The organism is Rhodococcus sp. IEGM 1341 (assembly GCF_030056895.1).
Lineage (GTDB): Bacteria > Actinomycetota > Actinomycetes > Mycobacteriales > Mycobacteriaceae > Rhodococcoides.
Genome location: NZ_JASHKV010000006.1, coordinates 99,996 through 118,382, shown reverse-complemented (window position 1 = coordinate 118,382; position 18,387 = coordinate 99,996). Strand labels below are relative to the sequence as shown.

The following is an 18,387-nucleotide window of genomic DNA, read 5'->3' as shown; positions in this document are numbered from 1 at the left end:
GGCCCGTTTACGTCCCCGTGCGTGTCAACAAACCGCGTCGTAGTCACCGGAAAGACGCGACTGCAGGTGCGGGTCGAGCGCACGATGGTGGCAGCCGCGTGGGGCGGCCGTCGAAGATCGACGCTCCGCGACGGGATCGATTCGATCCGCCACGGCCCCGCTTGCGATCTCGACTCAACGCGCTAACTGCACCTCCCACGGGAAAACTGCCAGTCGACGGGACACGCGATACGCGCGCCCCAAACCGCTTGCGGGCCCGAAATACAACGAAGCCGAAGTTCGTCCCGCCAGTGCGGTTTTTCGCTACCCTTCGCTAACCGAATCTAAGGCCGCGGTACACGAGACCCCACAGGGATGAGGAAGTTGTGATTCAGCCGAACGACGGTGCAAACCGGATCGACCTTCTTTCGCCTGCGGCGTCGCCGCATCCTGGCTCGGAGGATATCGAGGCCGCTTTACGAATCGGACTAACGCATATCAGCTATGCGCACGAAAGCGGCAGTTCCAGTTCCGCGCTCACCCCCGGCGTCTTGGACTCGCTTATAGCTCTAGGAAATGACTGGTTCGACCGCGAACTCGCCGCCAGATTGTATCTCGACCGCGGGTTCGAGAATGTCGGCATACTCTCTAGCCTTCGAGCACATGCGCGCGTCAAGTTCCGCGGTTGGGCACTGGATTCGACAAACCTGCGTGATGTCGTGAAGCTTGGAAAAGGAGTCGACCCCGGCCAGATCTCTGCGAAAATGGCGTCCGACGTACTGTTCACCCTTCTCGGGAAGCTCGTGCATTCGCGACTCGAAGACGTCGCGGTAAAACTTGTTTCGCGATTCTTCGTCGACCTGCTCTCAGGGCGAACACCGTCCACCGATCCCATCACCGCACTGACGCAAATTGTACCGGTCGCAGAGCAGACCTGGGCGTACTCTAAGCAAGGTCCAGATCATGCGCCTGTCTTCGAGGCTGCGTTCTCGGTCGCTGACGGACGCAGCTCAGTCGGTTCGGCAGCCAGCAAGAAATTAGCCCGCTTGCAGGCAGCCGATGAGTTCGTCCGACGGTACGGCTCATACGAAACCAGTAAAATTACGCCCTTCTCGTTGCCGCGAAGTATAGGGCTACCGCCAACCACCGAACAAGTATGCAATTCCTTAATGCGCCACCAATCAATCGAGCCAGATTGGAGACCCCTGGTCCAGCAGGCATTTCTGCATAGCTCTTGGGTGTCCGAGAATAAAGAACTTGTGAATCGGACCAATCAAACAGACAACCGACTCCTCGCTTTCGTAGGCGCAACCGTCCTGAGCTATGACTACACACGCTCGGTAGTCTCGTCGCAGATCGACGATAACCCTGCGGGCTATACCCATCTCACGCAAACGAATGAAAGCTTAACGCTGGCAGCAAAACTACTACGTCTTGACCGCGCGATTCTACTTGGACGAGGTCAACGAGCCAACGGAACACAACCAGAGATGGTGGCCTCATGCCTGCAGGCTCTCGCTGGAGCGTTATACCTTTCTCTAGGCGAACCCGAGAGCCTTACAGCACTACTATCGCAAGAATGGGCACCCGCCCTCCCAATCCTAAATCCAGCGATGCCTCGCGACCAGGATCCAGTAACGAAACTTCAAGAGCTACTGGTCAAAACCCGGGTTGACCACAGTTACGCGACAGTCAGCACGTCGGGACCTATGAACGGCCGAATGTTCATCGTTGAATTGAAAGTATCGAGCCCCGGAACCAACAGTTCGACTTCTACGCAAAGCACACAATGCAGCTCCGTCAAAGGAGCAAAGGCAGATGCAGCCCGTCCGCTGATTCGAGCACTGGAATGGCTCAGACAACCGCTCGGCCAGCCCACTCCATCCATTGCCGCTCATGTCGAATTTTTTCGCACTCACCTCGATGCCATCGACGAATCTTCGGAGCATGACAGACCCGCGAATATAAATGCTTTCACAGAAACGCCGTATTCAGAATCAAGTGGCTGCAACGGCGATCCAAAAGAACTCACTTCAGCGGCAAATGGTATAGACAAAGAGTACGCGCGACTCGCTTTCGAGGTGCTTCCCGACGCGCTCGGAACCAGAAGTTTCGTGGCGGATAGACAGATTCATTACGAACGCAATAATTCCAACACAATGCCGGCACTCGATCACAAACGGACGGATATCTTGGATTTAGTCGCACGACGCTACAAACAAAAGAAGTGCACTCTTTATACAGGCTACTCAACGTCAAGATCAGAACTAGACGCCGGAGATAATATCAACGAAGATTACTTGATCCTCGTTATTTCCCGAGGAGGAGGCGAGGATGCAATCGCGATCAGCCCCGCGGCAAGACGCCATGCTACGTATGTAGTCCGGCATGAAGTCGCCAAACTGCCGTGGCACGAGGTTTTCGCCAACCCAAAGTATGCAGCCAAAGACCTGGGTGCAAAACGTCTTGTATTTCGCGATCGATATCCGCTAGATCAATACAGGTCGATGTTTGAAAAAATCAAGCTTCTACTCGACTGCGCACCCAAATCTATAAACAATAAAATGCTTTACCAAACACGAAATTTCACTTACGCCTTCAGGAAGTGATCGGTTATATTTCTCAAATAAACAGACTCATAATGACCTCGAAATCGCAAGCCCGAAGGGACCGGTCAGGTCATCCGCACGCCTTCGGTTGTCCATTTGCGGAGTCCATCGGCGGAGAAGGTATGACCTTCGCCGAGCTGACCCGCGTGCGCCTGATTTCGGAGACGCTGTTGACTTGACAAGGCCATTGCAGTCATCGATCGCGCCGGGATGTATTAAGCACTCAGACATAGTCTCGCAGCACTTGTGATCGGGAGGGGTGACGTAATTTCTTCATAGTGTCGGTCTCGATTTGGCGGATGCGTTCGCTGGTCAACCCGTACATCTGAGCAACCTCGTCGCGTTCTAGGTGTCGACCGAGTCCGATACCGTTTCGATAGCGAATGATGGTTGCTTCACGCGCTGAAAGCGTCTCGAGAACGGAATCCAGTTGATCGCATAGCAGCGAGTGACTGACTAGGTCTATTGCCGCGACTTCATCATGATCGAACAAGTCCGCATAGTGACTGTCCGTGTCGTAGACGAGCCACTCCAGACTGAGCACTCTCCGCGCGGCATTCTTGAGCTCGTTGATCTCGTCTTCGGTCATGGCCACCTCGGCCGAAACGATGTCTATGGCTGCCTTGCGTTGAGTTCCACGGTCGAGTGCGGACTCGATTCGCTTGATCCTCGCCAGTGCTTCTTCAACATGGACTGGAAGTCGTATCGCTCGAGCTTCGTTGAAGACACCGCGCACGATTGCCTGCCGGATCCACCACGTCGCGTAAGTCGAGAATCTGTGGCCAGTCTTGTAATCGAACTTCTCAACCGCCCGCAGCAGCCCCAGGTTGCCATGTTGTACGAGATCGAGAAGATCGAGACCACGATGCTGGTACCGCTTCGCTAGAGAAACAACGAGCCGCAGGTTGGCTTCGATCAAGTGTGTTTGAGCGCGGCGACCATCCCTTGCCACCCACGCCAAATCACGCCGAAGAAAAGACGGCAGAGTGACGCCTGCTTCCTTCAGCTTCCCCAGGTGGTAGCCCGAGAAGAGTCCAGCCTCTATCCGTTTGGCGAGCTCGACCTCATCCTGCGCATCGAGCAGAGCTACTTGACCGATCTGTCTCAGGTAGTGCCCGATCCCTTCGAATCCATAACGGTCCAGCTCGAGATCGCCATCCGGATCTCCTTCCCGAGCGGCGGACACGACCAGCTCGACATGATAGGCATTCACTGTCATAAGGTTTTGCGTTCTAAGTTGCCAGTACAGCGCCGCGAACCTTGCCTGCCTCTCGCTCCAACAATTTCGACTCCACCGAGATCTCCTCGTCCTCTACACCCGATATAAAATCCCCGTACTCGGTCTGACGGTTATCCTCGACTCCGCCGACACTGGTCATTCTGTCGACCTCGAACGGGCAGCCAAGCGCGCGGCATGGAGCAGTTGTGCAACAGTCAGTGAATCAAGTTTCTTCGATCTGTAAATGAAATCCGGGTTGAATTTGTTGAACGCTCCGCTGGCAGCGTCGCCCTTTGGATATTCCTGAAGAGCAGCCGAGTTCAGTGCCGGGTCCACGACACTGAAGTCGAAGTGCTGACAGTTCGATTTCCCCCAGTCGAGCCGAGACTGGGCATCAGCGTCGCTTGCGCCAGCCAGCCCAGGTAGCACGGCACACAGTCGAAACTCTCGACCTTGCAGCTGCCAACCAACTGAGGTACCTTTCGCTCTATTCGGCTGAAGGTAGTGGAAAGCCGTAATTACTGGTGTCCCATTGGAGAACCCCGAGTCAACCGTGCAATCAAAGCTGCATGCATCGAGATCTGACTGAATAATCTGGGATACCGATCGCGCCCGGAGCTTGGCGAGCGACCATAGAAGCCGCTGTTCGATGTGGGCACCTGCCAGGCTATCGGTGAGCAGCACAGGTTCGTCTTCCGACCGGACTGTGACCGCGTCGGCCAGTTCCTGAAGGACTTTGATCATCTCCGCGTAGTGACGGATGATTTCAACCTCGTAGGACACGCTCACACCTTCGAGCGCGTGCAAGATCAGCTCAGACAACCTTCCATATGAGACCCTCACCCAGGACGCGCCTCCCGGTACGCGGTCAGTGGTGTCAAAGGTATCCTCGGGCCATTGCGGGTCCTGCAAGCTCAGAATTATTTGAGTGGGCCGATCGAGTTCGGTGTCGTTGAGGATGCGCGCTGAGTAGCCGTCCAGCTGATCGGGATCGGGCAAGCTGAAGACCTTGTTCTCGATCACCATCGGAGTTCGGTGATCGTCCCACCAGATCGACAAGTCCAAGTGGCCTCGTTCGCGGTCGACCCTGCGTATATAGCCCTGAGGCTTTGTGTCGGCAGAATCCGGGATGGGGACCAGCGCATCGAATACGTCGCTGGCTTGTTGTGGCATCTCGCGACAAAACCATGCAAGCAGGTTGGTGTGAAAGAGCTCGCGACCTCCGAGCATGATGTGAGCTAAGGGTTCTTGGTCAAGTTTTCGCGCGAGTTCGGTGATGAGCTCGACTCGATCGACCTCTGACAACTGAGGTGCTCCAACCAATTCATCAGGCGTGACCGCTGTTGCCGCAGCGGAACTGCAATTGACGAACCGGACCGGGTTGGAAGCCCCGTTCGGAAAGTATTGCGACACATCCAATCCTCCGTAGATGCCGTCAAGCTCACTGCTGGATGTGCCAGAGAATCCGAAACGCGTACTGTCCGGGGAACGCCGCCAGCTCTCGATCTTGTAGACGGCTTTGACGACACCGCGATGAACGGCGAAGGCGAATTCCGGTGCTCCCGGACCCTGCACGGTCCGGCTGGCAGCAATTTTCCACCATTTACTGGTTGCGGCGTACAGCTGCCCACGGAATTCCGGGGAAGATTCGTCAGATATCGGGTAAGACTTCGTCAGCCTGATGAGCACTACTCTGTGCTGCGGAGCGATGATCGACAACGTTCAGTCTCTTTCTTCGGGGCTGATCAATGGAATTTTCAGCTCTGCGCGAATGCAGATTGTGCGGGAAGGACGACCAGTGACCCATCTTCCTTGCGCGCGATCTCGATGGCAACGTCAGGCTGCGGACCCAACAGCTCGATCGATTCGCTCAACGCGCGCACACGGCGGGAGGTCCGAAGTAGCGTATCGACCTCACTCGATTTGAAGACAAAGTCACGGACACCGTGTGTGCGGTCGATCTCGAGACTCGACAGGCGACCAAGAACGGTGGAGATTCGGTGATGCAACGCCACCACACGCTGAGCCCGCCGCTTCAATGCTTGGGTGAATCCCTCGAAGAGTCTTGTCGGGTCGAGCTGAGCGTGCTCGACCGCCTGCAGGACTGCTACTCGTTGCTGTAGGTCGATCGAGAGTTTCGCCAACTCGAGATGAGTCCGGAACTCACCGCCGTCACCGCCGATACCTTTGAACGCCTTTTCCAAAGCAGCAACCTCGACCCGGCCGTCCTCGAACTTGCTCAGAGATACCTCCCATGCCGCCAGCCGTGTTTCGGCGTTCGCAAGACCGACGTTGATGTGAAAGACCGCGGTGTCCAACCCCAGCGAGGCTCCGATCTTGCCCTCATCCAAGAGGATGGCCGAAGCACTGTCGATAATCGGAATACATGCGTTCAGCGCTGAACGCTCACCCGTCAAAGCGTTGTCCTTGAGTTCACCGAGCATCTCGGTAATGGTGTCCAAAGCCTGTTGACGATTGCGCTCCGCACGCGCGTTCAGTCCCACAGCAACAGCCATCAGGACTAACGGTGCCGCAACAGTCAACGCGCTGGCACCTACGACAGCAGCCCCCGCAGTAGCAGCAGATCCACCGACAGCACCAGTCGCAGCGTTGGCGGCCGAACCGGCCACCGGGACGAAAGTGGCCTGTGCTGCGATACCGGAAGAACCCACAAGCGCACTATGCACGCCACCGGTCGCAACCTTCGAGGTCATCGACTTCAGCACGCCGCTACCCATCTGGGTAGCTACCTTTGCCGGCACCACCATCCGGTAGAGCGTCTCACCACCACTGTGAACGACTTTCGCCGCACCCGTCTTCGACGTACGACTGATCAACTGGGAAAGATGACTTGCCAGGGGGCTCGCACTCTCCAGGTGTATTCCCCCGGACAAATCAGCAGTTTTCGGAAGTGGATGAGCTTCAAGAGTGGCCAGTGGGGCATCGACCAAGGCTGCTAGGACCGTTCGCAACTCGTTGAGCCGCGCGCTCGTCAACGCGTCTTCGGTCATCACCAACGGCGACACCATTTCTTCGGTCGCCAAAGTCCAAACCGGGACGTCATACGTGCTCTCGGTCATACTGGGCCCTCCTGAGGTTGTTGACGCTCACCCTAACCGAACGGACCGACAGGTTTGGAGCGCCGCAGCAGTCAGACAGCACGTCATGCCAGCCCCAACCTCTTGCGTTCCAACTCGATGATCGAATTCTCTGCCGGAGCGACGCCTTGGTCCCACCCGTCGTCCACCGATGCTCGATCAGCTTCCTTCGCCTGACTACGTCGCGCGTATTCGTCGAAGAGCTGAGTCTTTCGCTCGAGCACTTCGCGCATCCGCTCGTCGACGGTGTCCTTCGCCAGCAATCGATGCACCTGCACGGTACGTATCTGGCCCATCCGATGTGCCCTTGCGATCGCCTGGACCTCAGTGCTCGGCTTCCATTGGGGCTCAGTCAGGATCACCACCGAGGCGGCCTGGATGTTCAAGCCCACGCCGCCGGCTTCAATCTGGCTGACCAACACTGCCCGACCATTGTGCGACGTGAAGTCGTCGACCATCTGCTGCCGTTGGGTCGATGACGTTGCACCAGTCAGTGGGCCGAATACGACGCCTGGCACCTCACGGCGGACTGCGTCGAGCACTGACTTGAAAAACGAGAACACGATGATCTTGGCGCCGTTGTCCTCAGCCTCCTCCACGATTTCCCGCAACCGTTCCATCTTGGCCGACTTCGTCTGCCCCGAACCTGCGTATGCCGACTGTCGCATCGCCATGAAATTTCGTGATGCCACCGCGTCCCGATACCGCGAGTTGTCGTCGGCCGTCGGTTGCACCCAGTCCTCGACTTCGATGAGTTCCGGTAGTTCCTTGAGGACGTCCACCTGATTGCGTCGCAGATACGCCGGAGCCACGGTCTTCCGGAAAAGGTCACCGCCACCGAGACCGTCCGAGGCGTTGATTCGGCGAGCGGTGTCAGGTTGTACATACTCCACGAGATTGCGAAACTCGACCACGCGGTTCTCCATGGGGGTTCCACTGAGAAGAACTGCTCGCTTGGACTTACCGATCAGCTTGTGTGACGCGATAGATCGTTGCGCTGCTTTGTTTTTGATGTAGTGCGCCTCGTCGATGACAACCAACGCTGGGGTCACCGAGATGTCGAGTCGTTGAAGGGTGTTGAAGGTGGTGATAGCAACTCCACCTTGCCGAATCCAATCCTGGGTTGCGGACTCCCGTTCTGCTCCGTGCAACTGAAGTGGACGCAGCTTCGTATGCTTTCGTGTCTCGATGGACCAGTTGATCAGCACGCTCGCGGGACAGACGACAAGAAAGTGTTTGTCCCCCTTCGCCGCAAGATGTGCCGCTACCGCCAATGCTTGAATGGTTTTACCCAGACCCATCTCGTCGCCAAGAATTGCCTTGCCCCGAGAGAGGATGTATTGCGCCCCGAATGCCTGATACGCCCGCAAATATGACCGAAGGTGTGTGCGGTCCAGCACCACCTTCTGCGTTTCGCTCGCGATGGTGGAGCCGACGAAGCCATGCGACGCATCTACCTCCGCCGCGCCGAGCGACGTGAACTGGCTCAACAGTGCATTGAGCGACGCCGCGTCCCGTTCGTACTCGGTCCATACATTACCCGCTGGACTACCTGCAGCGACGATCCGCGCGATGTGTTCGCGGATCGATTGCGTCTCTGGCGATTTGGCGACTGCATTGAGCTGGTACACAGCTTTCTGCGACTCGAGCTTCTTGGCTCTACTGGTGAAAATGCGTGAAATCCAGCTATAAGACCTGGACGCAGCCGACTGCCAGGGATCCACCAGCGTGCGCAGATGCGCGATTTCCACTGGCAGTCCTTGCACTTCTCGTTCCACCCGTCGCAGCGCTGTGAGGGACTCGAGCAGCTGAGCCTCGAGCTTGGGCTTTCGTTGCGGATCGAGACGCACCCGTTCGCCGGCCCGGATGCGCTTACGCTGCGCGACTGCGGCGTCATGGATCGCTTGTGCAGACTGCGGCCCGATTCCCGGAACGGCGCCGATCTCAGCCGGTGATGACTTCGCGAGATCCAATACGGTTCTTAGCCGCGTCTGCTCGAGACTGCCCAGGCGAGTTCCCCTGGGTAAGGACTGTTTCAGGCCGGCTGCGGGTGCCTTACGGAGGATGTCGTCGGCTTGCGCATCGAGGACTGCGTGGACGGAGCCCCTGATCGATGCACGCAAACTTACGGCGGCCTGCGTTGCTGCTTCACCCTCCGCAAATAGGGCATCGAACATCTCTGAAGGACGCTCCAGCTCCGGATCGCTCACGCCGAATGTCCTTCCACGCGGTCGCAGTGTCGATATTCAAGATCACATTCGCACACGATCACAACGAGCGTAGGAGTTCCGGCGGTAGCAGTTCGGAGCACATTGACGCGGCACGACTGACCTAGGCATTGATTTGCTGGGCGCAATCCAGGACAACGCTCCACAATTTGTCGAGGTCCAGATCGGATACCCTGCGACCGGGTGCCGAGGCCCTGTGGTTCTGACCAAGAAATACAGCGAGCTCGGCAAACCCGTCATGCGTGGCGATGTGCGGATACTTCGTCCACGAACCGGAAGCCATCAACTGACCGGACTTGTTGATCCACAGCGACATCGGCGGGTACCGATACCCGAAGGGATGAAAGAACACCGCTCCACGTGGTGGAGTGCCGAACCAGAAATCGTCGTGAGTCCCGTAGGAGACGTCGAGAGCTTCCTGCAGGTCGAACAACTTTTCCGCCAACGCCCGATCACCGTCAGACAGTACGGCCTCCAGAAACGACTCTTTCGTCCAAACAGGTCCCGCAGAGTCGCCGGACGAATGCGCTTTCGCATCGGCTAACTCGCCCCCGTAGGTCGACGGCACCAAGATTTCGAGACCACCGTGCCGGGCGTACGCGAGTTGCAATGCCGTCACGCGGATCTCGACGCGTGTAATTCGATTCAAATACTCGACCAGTCTCCGCAGATCCGCATCGATGCGATCTACAGCGAGGCAAAGGTGCACACACCCGGTGGCGATGTTCTCGGCAAGCCGCTCAACCGCCTCCTCCTCGAGAACACCTAGGTCGACGCCACCGCGCCTTGCCCACTGTCTCCTGAACGAGGCTTCGCCACCCAACGAAATCGCAGAGGCGTAGTCCAAGACCTGCCCGATCACCATCCGCCGTCGCTCTGTGTTCGAGGCCAGCTTGCATTCGACGACGGTGACCGAACCATCACGGTCGACGATGCAGACATCCGCTGGCCCGGCCGATGTGGCGAGCTCCCGTACCGTGAGAGCAGAGTCGGAGACACCCGGCACATGCTCCGGCGCGGCAGCAATGATCCGCTGAAGATGGTCTTCGTCGTCGTACGCCGACATCTCCGGAGATGCCCAACCGCCCTCGGATCCCAACTCGCGGACTAGAAATCTTGCCGTCTCATCTTTGACCATCAGACCGCCCTCTCAATCAGTTGGCTCGACGTGTAACTATGTGCGGACTCAGCTGAACGCCCAACCAATGACTGCGGCAACGATACAGAGGAAGAAGATCAGCTCGATTGCACCTTCTGCCGTACCGCTGCCGCCGTTCTTACTCATTCGCCGCGCGCCCTGCGCCTATCGGCTTCGGAGAAACCCTGGGCCACAGACGCTCCGTGCACCTGAGCACGCTTGCGGTCCTGGTAGCTCGCCACCGAATCGAAGGCAGCCGTGACCCCCACCGTCGTCGATACGTACGTCATCGACTTATCGCGCGCGAATCCGAGATCAGCACCCACTTCGACAGCGTCGATGTTGGAACCCAAGAAAACGAAGTCCCACTGGTAATCCCGCTCCTGCTTCGCAATCAGCTCGCGCACAGCAGTATTGGTCCACTCCTTGCTCGCGTTCTCGTGCCCGTCGGTCATCACCAGGACGGTGACCGAGCCAGGGCGGTCGTCCTCGGGTAACGCACTGAGCTCGGCACCCACCTCGGTGACGAGTTGACCGACGGCGTCGTAGAGGGCAGTCATCCCGCGTGGCTCCAGCACGAGGTTCGGTACTTCCGCGATCGGCTTCGAGCTGTAGACCGACTCGTATCGGTCGTCGAACTGAGCCAGCGTGACAACGGTATTGCCGTCGGACTCACGTTCCTTCGCGATGAACGAATCGAACCCGCCGCGAGTGTCATCGGCGATGGTGTTCATCGAACCCGAGCGGTCGAGCAGAGCAGCAACGAGAGAGAGCTGTGGATTGGTCAAAGAACCTCCTGATTTAAAGTGCGTCGAAGTGACGCGGTGAAGATGATGGCCGAACCATACCGAGGGGTACCGACAAGAACTGCGCTACGACGGTTACGCCCGTTCCATCAGGTAGGCCGTCACGTGGTCCCACGTCTTGAACGGTTCTTCCCCGTACCGCAGCCATTCCCCGTCGAATTCGCTGGCACCGTTGTTGCGTCGGTCATCTACGAGGAAGTCTCCCCGATTCAGGTTCTTGTGGTGGGACAGGATCAGTCTCTTGTAGGCGACGGATCCTTCGTCGAACCCGAGGTGCTTCTGCACCCACAGCACCTTGTCGTGCCAGGCGCTGGGGTTCTTCCAGGGGGCGGTGGAGAGGATGTAGGTGTCGAACACCGCCGCCAGTGTGCGGTAAGCGTCGAGCGCGCCATCGATGGGATCCATCAGTGAGAAGATGTGCGGTACCTCATCGAGATCGTCCGGGTATTTCGCGATATCGGCCGGGTCTGCTCGGTCAATGCCCGACTGAAAGTTCACAAGGGTGTTGTCGAGGTCTACGTAGAGAATTTTCTTGGCCATCGGGCACCTTTCGTTGTGCACCTTCGCGATGCAATGTCAGGGAAGAGTCGCGGGAACGTCGACACCGCAGAGGAAGCAGAACTCGATCCGTTCTGCGCTTCGATCATCGCACACGCCTACGACAAGCTGATTCGCGACCGATGCCGTCTCCGTGAGGTCCGTATTGTGTCGGACCCCTCCGCTACCGTCAGCCGTATATCACCGAGTCCCAGGGGAGAGCGAAACCGGTTGCGCCAGATACTCACCGCTCGTGCCGGGCGTCGTCCATTTAGCCCTCGCTCACCATGATGCACTCGACCTGCCCCGAGACGGGTACGAACGACTGGTGGCGGACTTATAGACCCTCGAGCCCTCCGTATGGCTAGGAGATTCGATCCGACGAAGATTTGGAGACCTATATGAAGCAACCCGACTACGCCTCTCCGGAATGGCATTTCGCATCGACCATCGACGGAGATCGGTACGCCGTGATCACCGACCTCGATCATGACTACGCCGGATGGTCGGTGGAAATCGAACAGGAACGAGAGATAGAGATCGGCCAGGTCGTGTCGAGAACCCTATGGAGGGACGACGACACCGATTTCAACCTGTTCGGCCGCGGAGACTCGGTGGACGGCTGGGGCGCACCTGTCGAAGGCGGGGCGCTGCTGACCGCGTTCTTCACCCCCGCGGGCACCCGTCTCGCGATCGATCCGTGGGTCTACACGCGAGAGTGGTTGGCCGAATCGCTCGTCGACCAACCGGTGGCACTCATCATCGACCTCGGACCCAACGACTACATCCCCAGCGAGCACCATTCCGACGACGTGCCGTGTGCTCAACTCCAGGTGATGGAGGACGAGGTATTCCTTGTTCGTCGCTCGCGTACAGAGCTCGGGCATTTGCTGCTCGCCCACTATTCTGCTTCTGCAATCACTCTCGACAAGTGGTACCTGCAGGAACACTTCGATGACTGCACCGACGGCTACCTGTTCACCAAGGATCGTCGCTTGGCCGCGGAAACCTGCGTCACCTGGTTCCGGGACAAGCAGGACCCGAACGAGAAGATCGACATCGGTTGTAGCTACCGATTTGCCGACCAACTCGTCCCCCAGGACCAGACTCTCTTCTAGCCTGGAGGCACAGATCAAACGAGCTGTCAGCTCACGTTGTGGTCGCGAAAGACTCTGTCATTCAAGCAAACCCGGTCGATCGTCGCAACCGCATGGCCGCCGGAACTCGCGGCATGGGGGTGTAGTCGCGGCTGGATACCGGATAGCGCGCGGCCACAGGCTGGGGATACACCTCGGTGGCGCGACTCTATAGCGATTACGTCCCGCCTACGGACGGCGCAGACCTGCGGGTTGCCTGGCATAAGCCGAACAGCCGGTATTAACCTCGTGCTCGAACCATGTCGCAATCCTCTCCGCTCGAAGGGCAGTCCATCGATGAAGTTGATCTACTTGCACGGTGTCGGCGACGGCGACACGAGCCGAGCGTGGCTCGACGCGCTCAACACAAGCTTGTTGGCCGAAAACCTGCCAGTGATCGACCCGAAAGACGTCATCGCACCTCATTACAGCGACCTACTCTCGAGTCCGGACGCCGCGGCGATCATCCCGAAACCAACGGTAAACGGAAAGATGTCCGATCTCTCGGTAGAACGGGCTCAGTTCATCGACAGGCAGATCGAGGCCGCGCGAGTGGTCGGTGCCGACCCGACGGCTCAGGCTCTTGGATTCCCCCTGCCCGACTTGGACGCAATGGACGCAAAGTTGGGTGCAGTGTTGAACGCCATGCCCGAAAAGTGGTACGCGAATGAAATCAAACAGATTCAGGCCTACGTGCACCAAAAAGGCCTTCGCGGAGCTGTACTGACTCGGGTCCTGGCGGAGATACCTCCACAAGGCGAGATCGTCATAGTTGGCCACAGCCTCGGAAGCGTCGTGACTGTCGATCTCTTGCCGCGGCTTCCTGCCGGCGTTTCGGTCCGTCGAGTAGTCACAATCGGAAGCCCCGCACAGACCGGACTTTTCGCAGTGTCCCGGCACGAACTTATCGGGAACTTCCCCTACTCACGAACCAACTCCTGGCTGAATTTCTTCAGTAGACGAGACCCGGTCACCCGCGCACGTGGACTGGCGACAGTGTTCGCCGACGTACAGGACATTCGGGTGAACATCGGTAAGGTCGGTCATAGCTCGGCTGCGTATCTCGAACAACACTGCGTGGCAAGAGCAGTCGGTACCGCGTACCACCAATCCGATCTGACACCAAGACGTACCACGAGGGTGACGACAGCGCTGACCGACGATACGGCCGCTTTGATATTGGAATTGCACTTTCGGTACGCGGTAGCTGAGGCGATTACTGATGCGAACATCAAGGCTCGTTTCACCGAAGCCATACGAATTAACCGGCGCGACCTGGTCGCCCAAATATGGGCAGCAGATAAAGAGGGTATCCCACTTCCAAAAGAACTGCATTTGCTGGCAGAGGGAAAGACGCCCAAAGTACCCGATTATTGGAGCACTACCAGCATAATCGAACAGCTGACCATCCTCGCGCTCAGCGATCTCACCGCGCCATTTGAAATTGACATCGCGGACGCCAGTTTCAAGGCCATACCAGATTTCGCCGAGCAGATCGGGCTGACCCGCGATTTCGGCGATGCCCTCAAGTGGACAATTCGAGGCTTCAACAACAAGATGACCAAACTCAGCAAGCCGGGGACGAGTTGGCAGCGATGGGCCATCGCCGGTGCAGGGGTGGCAGTCATCGCCATCGCGCCGATCGGCCTCATTGCGCTCGCGCCGACTGGGGCTGCGGGAGCAGCGGCGATGACCGGTGGACTGGCGGCGCTGGGGCCCGGAGGCATGGCCGGCGGCCTGGCCACGATCGGCGGCATCGCTGGGACGGGTACAGCCATCACAACAGCGGCAACCGTTTCCAAACGCCGAGGAGCGACTCGGTTGAGTTCCGCGGAACTATTGCTCGCCGTAGCTGTTGCCTACGCGCAAAAAGTCCTGGCCCATGACTTCGATGACGATCTGTGGTCGAAAGCGTCGGCAGCGGTGACAGAACTGTCTGCGCAGATCAACACGGTTGAGGCGCTAAGCGATGCAAAAGCACCTTCGGTGGCAGCGATGATCGCGGAGCGAGACATGACTCAGAACCTGGTCCAGTTCATGGATGCAAACGGTCTCAGTCCGGATACGTTGCCTCCCATTGCCTTGGCCTGATTCCAGTGTGAATCGTCATTCGCTCTTCAACAGAACGGCAACCACACCGCACAAATGCCGCACCTCGAGTGTGGCCGAGACTGCCGAAACGAGTGCCTTTCGGCAGCGACTGTTTGAGTCCCGCAGCAGGAGCCTTGCGCAGAATGTCGTCGGTTTGTGCGTCGAGATCGACTGGATCGATGCTCCGATCGAGGTGCGCAGGGTCTCCGAGGTGCGCGTGGCTGCCTCCCCCTCAGCCGGCAACGCGTCAAAGACCTCCACTGGACGCCCGAACTCCGGATCGCCCACGCCATGTCCTTCCGTGCCGTCGAATCGTCGCAGTGACCGATACCGACGATTGCACACGACACCGATGCCCGCAGGAGTTCGATCGGTAGTTCCAGTGCAGGTACCAGAGGACGCGAACATCCGTCGAACTATGCGCACTGCCTGCGGGCGACAGGTCGCAGCTGGTAGAACCGAGGCATGGCCTCTGCTCAGGAATTACCTAACTCAATGTCCGAGGAGGCCCCTTGATCATCCCCCCGGACCCGATGCAGCTCTTCGACGGGCAGCGGGCGTTCATTGCATTCGGCGCTCCGTGGAAGGACTCCGTCATCGCCCTCATGGATCCGAGGTGCGGTTACGACCCTTGGGAATACGACGACGGGATGACTCCGGGTGATGTGCTGATCACCGTGATAGAGACACAGCCGCGGGTGTTCGGCTGCATCGAGCTGACCGGATGGGATTCTGCGACAGACCGGTTCACGGTCGCCGACAAATGGAACCTCGTCACCCTGCCTGCGGTACCCGAGTGGCTGTCCTTGCCGACACATCCAGGGCCCCTCGATCACGACACCGGCAGCTACTTGCTGGAGACCCTCGGCACTCAGCGATGGGGTGGACGGCTCTACGAGGCCGGCGTCGACGCGTCCACCACAGCCGAGGCAGCACGCGTCATGATGAACAGCGGCGGACAATGCACGCACTGCGACGAAACCATCTGGCTGGCGGGGCCCGACGCACGCGAGCGGATCCACACTTATGTCTGTGAAGCGAATTCACATGTGGGCGATCACTATTCGGACTGGTCAGCGGCGCTGTGCACGAACTGCTACGTAAAGATGAGCGCCGGCGGATTCACAAACTATCTGGACTTCCGGTTCGCCGCGAACCCGCCGTGCCCACGGTGTTCGTTTCGCCGGTCGGTCGGCTACGTCTCGCGACCCTATGCCGATGATCTGCCGGCAACGGAATCACCATGGGAGTTCTACAGCGAACCTCATCGGCAGTGGGACAATCGTGGGTATTGGTTGTGCCACCACTGCCATTTCGTGTTCGGCGAATCGCCCGAGACCGGCGACAGATTCTTCTGACCGGCCTGGACGATCCCACAGCATTCGCAGGTTCTATGTCCACGTTCGGGTTTGAGTTTGCGGTGAACAACACCCGCGGGGTTCGATCGAAGCCGTTCAGCGAACAAGGACAGCTTTACAGCATGACCGTCCCACTTGCAGATCTGGCTCTTGAGGCGTTCGACGAGGCCGGCCTCTGACAGCCACAGTCATCGGCGGACGGCGAATTCGACGCCCTCTCCGTCCATGCGGTCCGGAGATTGCCTTGAGCCTGAGGGTCGATGCGACGTCGAGGGTTTGCAACCAGGGCCGAGAGCGAGCGCAGCTAGTCGGTAATGCTCTGAGTCCACAAATACTCAACTGTGATGAGTACCGCTGCTTGCGCAGAAGTCCGGCTTCGATGGGTGGTGACCTGCCCGTCCGGCCAGGTTACCGCCCACTGGTAGCGCGGATTACCGGGGTTCGCGGATCGGTGGATAGTCGGTGTGCCGAACATATCTGCGAGGTCGTCGTCCTTGGAGAAATCTGCAAGTGTTCGACGCCGAACTGTATCTACTGCGTCGATGATCGCTCGGGTAACTAGGCGCTCTCGTGAAGCACCCGAGAAAATTCCCGAGCGACCGAGTGCATCTCGAAGCTTTCCGTCACCCATGTCGCCGTGTGGCTGCACCCACGCCACAGCGTGGCCGAGAGTGTCTCCCTCTTGTGAAGCCTCGACCATCACGCCGACGAACCGCCACGTCAAGTTCCAGGTTCCGAGGTCTTCCTTCGAGAACTGATTTGCGAAGTCGTAAGGGCTGCAAGCGGTGTCCGCTTCGAGGTGCACGGTGAGGTCAATCCGTCGTGTGATGGCAATACGTATCGACAACCTATCTCGTGCATGTCATTGAGTCTTCCATTCTCGACGACTCCGGGTCACTGCTCGTGCTCCGGGGAACCTAGATTCGAACCTGCACCCCACGGTTGAAATCGAGATCAACGTCGACGGTCTTACCACTGAAGGGGTCTTGCAGGACGAGCCGAACTTGCGAGCGTCCGTACGGGTTGGTCGTTTCCGCCGACATGAGAATTCCGGAGATGTTCCAGTCGACGGTTACCTCTCGTCCAAGGTATTGTTCCGCGTCCTCAAGTATCTGAAATGCGCTGGGATTCGGGGACAACATAGGGTTCGGCTTCCTCATTTCGCCTAGTGGATCATTCAGGACGGAGTGGCCACGTTGTCGAACAGCCATCGTTCGATCAAGTCGGCTCGCGGGGCGTGAAGTTCTGCGGCCCAACGCTGGAGGAGATCGCAGTAGCGTTGGTAGGCCGAGGCGCGCCATTGACTGGTAGGCAGCGAGGTCCAGCCAATCGCGTATAAGGCACGCGCGACGCGCTCGTCGAGGATATAGCACGGATGGTCGGCAGCGCCGGCGCCAGCGAAGTATAGGTATTTGGTGAAGAATGCGGGCCCAAGTCCTTTCAGTGCGGGCTTGTTGGCGGGGAGCAAAAGATCATACGCGGATTGTGGATCTTGGCGGCTTATCTGGGCGGCGCGCTGCAAGAGTTCGCCAGCCGCTGTCGGACTCGCTGCGACCGCGGTGATCCTCGTACGGTTATTGCGGGGACTGGTTCCGCTGCCCCAGGCGACGGAATTCCACAACAGCGTCAATGCGCCAGTAGGCGATCGCGGCGCGTCCTCGGCGATCGCGAACAGCTCACCTCGCGTAATCGTCTCGCCGAGGAGCGTATCGGGCAGACCGTGCTCGGCAAATTCCTGGGCCCACCATTTCGGGTTCACGGATATACGGTGGTCGAATATCGCTTCGCGGGCATCAGTCCGATCGAGCCAACTGCCAGCGGCGGACGGCAACTCCAGTAGGGATAGATCCGTCGCTGTCATGAGCGACAATCATTCCTCATGGCATCGACAAGATCAGTGGAACCGGATATCGGACTTCCCGAAGGACGTAACGAACACGCGACGGCCGTTGGATTCGGCCCGGTTTAGCTGCGTTCGACGAGAACCCAGAGCATGAGGACGCAGGCAAAAGCGCGAATCCAAAATTTCGGGCACAACATCGCCGAAAGCCCCGCTCGATGAAGCCGAAGAGCCGTCCGACAAAGCATGGCGTATGTCGAATCGATGGTTTCACGTGTTCGTAGCAACCACATTGCAATCAGCCCCCAGACTTCTCAACTATTGAAGAACACTGCTTCTGTCGGATGG

14 protein-coding genes are annotated in these 18,387 nt (G+C 58.4%); 4 read left to right on the top strand and 10 right to left on the bottom strand.

What is annotated here, in order from left to right; all coding sequences use genetic code 11:
* Positions 1-365: 365 nt before the first annotated feature.
* The gene (locus QM615_RS15320) at positions 366-2,588 is read left to right on the top strand and encodes a putative dsRNA-binding protein (protein WP_283347597.1); all 2,223 of its coding nucleotides are present in this window, start codon (positions 366-368) and stop codon (positions 2,586-2,588) included.
* 223 nt (positions 2,589-2,811) lie between these two features.
* Here the strand turns inward: QM615_RS15320 and QM615_RS15315 are convergent, their stop codons facing one another.
* From QM615_RS15315 to QM615_RS15280, 8 genes are all read right to left on the bottom strand, one after another.
* Positions 2,812-3,801 carry a sigma-70 family RNA polymerase sigma factor gene (locus QM615_RS15315; RefSeq protein ID WP_283347596.1) on the bottom strand — a complete coding sequence of 330 codons (990 nt, stop codon included), beginning with the start codon at positions 3,799-3,801 and terminating at the stop codon, positions 2,812-2,814.
* A gap of 19 nt (positions 3,802-3,820) precedes the next feature.
* Positions 3,821-3,967, bottom strand: a complete 147-nt coding sequence (locus QM615_RS15310) for a hypothetical protein (protein WP_283347595.1) — start codon at positions 3,965-3,967, stop codon at positions 3,821-3,823.
* On the bottom strand, positions 3,964-5,526 hold the full coding sequence (locus tag QM615_RS15305; protein WP_283347594.1) for a PD-(D/E)XK nuclease family protein: 1,563 nt from the start codon (positions 5,524-5,526) through the stop codon (positions 3,964-3,966). The genes QM615_RS15310 and QM615_RS15305 overlap by 4 nt, the downstream gene beginning before the upstream one ends.
* Positions 5,527-5,564: 38 nt before the next feature.
* Positions 5,565-6,887 (bottom strand): hypothetical protein, encoded by a 1,323-nt coding sequence (locus QM615_RS15300; protein ID WP_283347593.1) that lies wholly within the window; start codon positions 6,885-6,887, stop codon positions 5,565-5,567.
* 83 nt (positions 6,888-6,970) lie between these two features.
* Entirely contained in the window at positions 6,971-9,115 is a 2,145-nt protein-coding gene (locus QM615_RS15295; protein ID WP_283347592.1) for a DEAD/DEAH box helicase, read from the bottom strand.
* A 121-nt stretch (positions 9,116-9,236) separates the two neighbouring features.
* The gene (locus tag QM615_RS15290) at positions 9,237-10,271 is read right to left on the bottom strand and encodes a PDDEXK family nuclease (RefSeq protein ID WP_283347591.1); all 1,035 of its coding nucleotides are present in this window, start codon (positions 10,269-10,271) and stop codon (positions 9,237-9,239) included.
* 143 nt (positions 10,272-10,414) lie between these two features.
* Positions 10,415-11,059 (bottom strand): vWA domain-containing protein, encoded by a 645-nt coding sequence (locus QM615_RS15285; RefSeq protein ID WP_283347590.1) that lies wholly within the window; start codon positions 11,057-11,059, stop codon positions 10,415-10,417.
* Between the two features lie 93 nt (positions 11,060-11,152).
* On the bottom strand, positions 11,153-11,617 hold the full coding sequence (locus QM615_RS15280; protein ID WP_283347589.1) for a 5' nucleotidase, NT5C type: 465 nt from the start codon (positions 11,615-11,617) through the stop codon (positions 11,153-11,155).
* Between the two features lie 398 nt (positions 11,618-12,015).
* Here QM615_RS15280 and QM615_RS15275 point away from each other — a divergent pair, with 398 nt between their 5' ends.
* Together QM615_RS15275 and QM615_RS15270 are read left to right on the top strand one after the other, a co-directional pair.
* Positions 12,016-12,732 (top strand): hypothetical protein, encoded by a 717-nt coding sequence (locus tag QM615_RS15275; RefSeq protein ID WP_283347588.1) that lies wholly within the window; start codon positions 12,016-12,018, stop codon positions 12,730-12,732.
* A gap of 315 nt (positions 12,733-13,047) precedes the next feature.
* Entirely contained in the window at positions 13,048-14,841 is a 1,794-nt protein-coding gene (locus QM615_RS15270) for an alpha/beta hydrolase family protein (protein WP_283347587.1), read from the top strand.
* A gap of 15 nt (positions 14,842-14,856) precedes the next feature.
* Here the strand turns inward: QM615_RS15270 and QM615_RS15265 are convergent, their stop codons facing one another.
* The gene (locus QM615_RS15265) at positions 14,857-15,129 is read right to left on the bottom strand and encodes a hypothetical protein (protein ID WP_283347586.1); all 273 of its coding nucleotides are present in this window, start codon (positions 15,127-15,129) and stop codon (positions 14,857-14,859) included.
* Between the two features lie 224 nt (positions 15,130-15,353).
* Here QM615_RS15265 and QM615_RS15260 point away from each other — a divergent pair, with 224 nt between their 5' ends.
* A complete protein-coding gene (locus QM615_RS15260) occupies positions 15,354-16,199 on the top strand; it encodes a hypothetical protein (protein WP_283347585.1) in 846 nt (281 codons plus the stop codon).
* Between the two features lie 1,177 nt (positions 16,200-17,376).
* On the opposite strand, the gene QM615_RS15255 is transcribed toward QM615_RS15260, so the two are convergent.
* Complete coding sequence (locus QM615_RS15255; protein WP_283347584.1) at positions 17,377-18,060, bottom strand: 8-oxoguanine DNA glycosylase OGG fold protein; 684 nt, start codon at positions 18,058-18,060, stop codon at positions 17,377-17,379.
* Positions 18,061-18,387 lie beyond the last annotated feature (327 nt).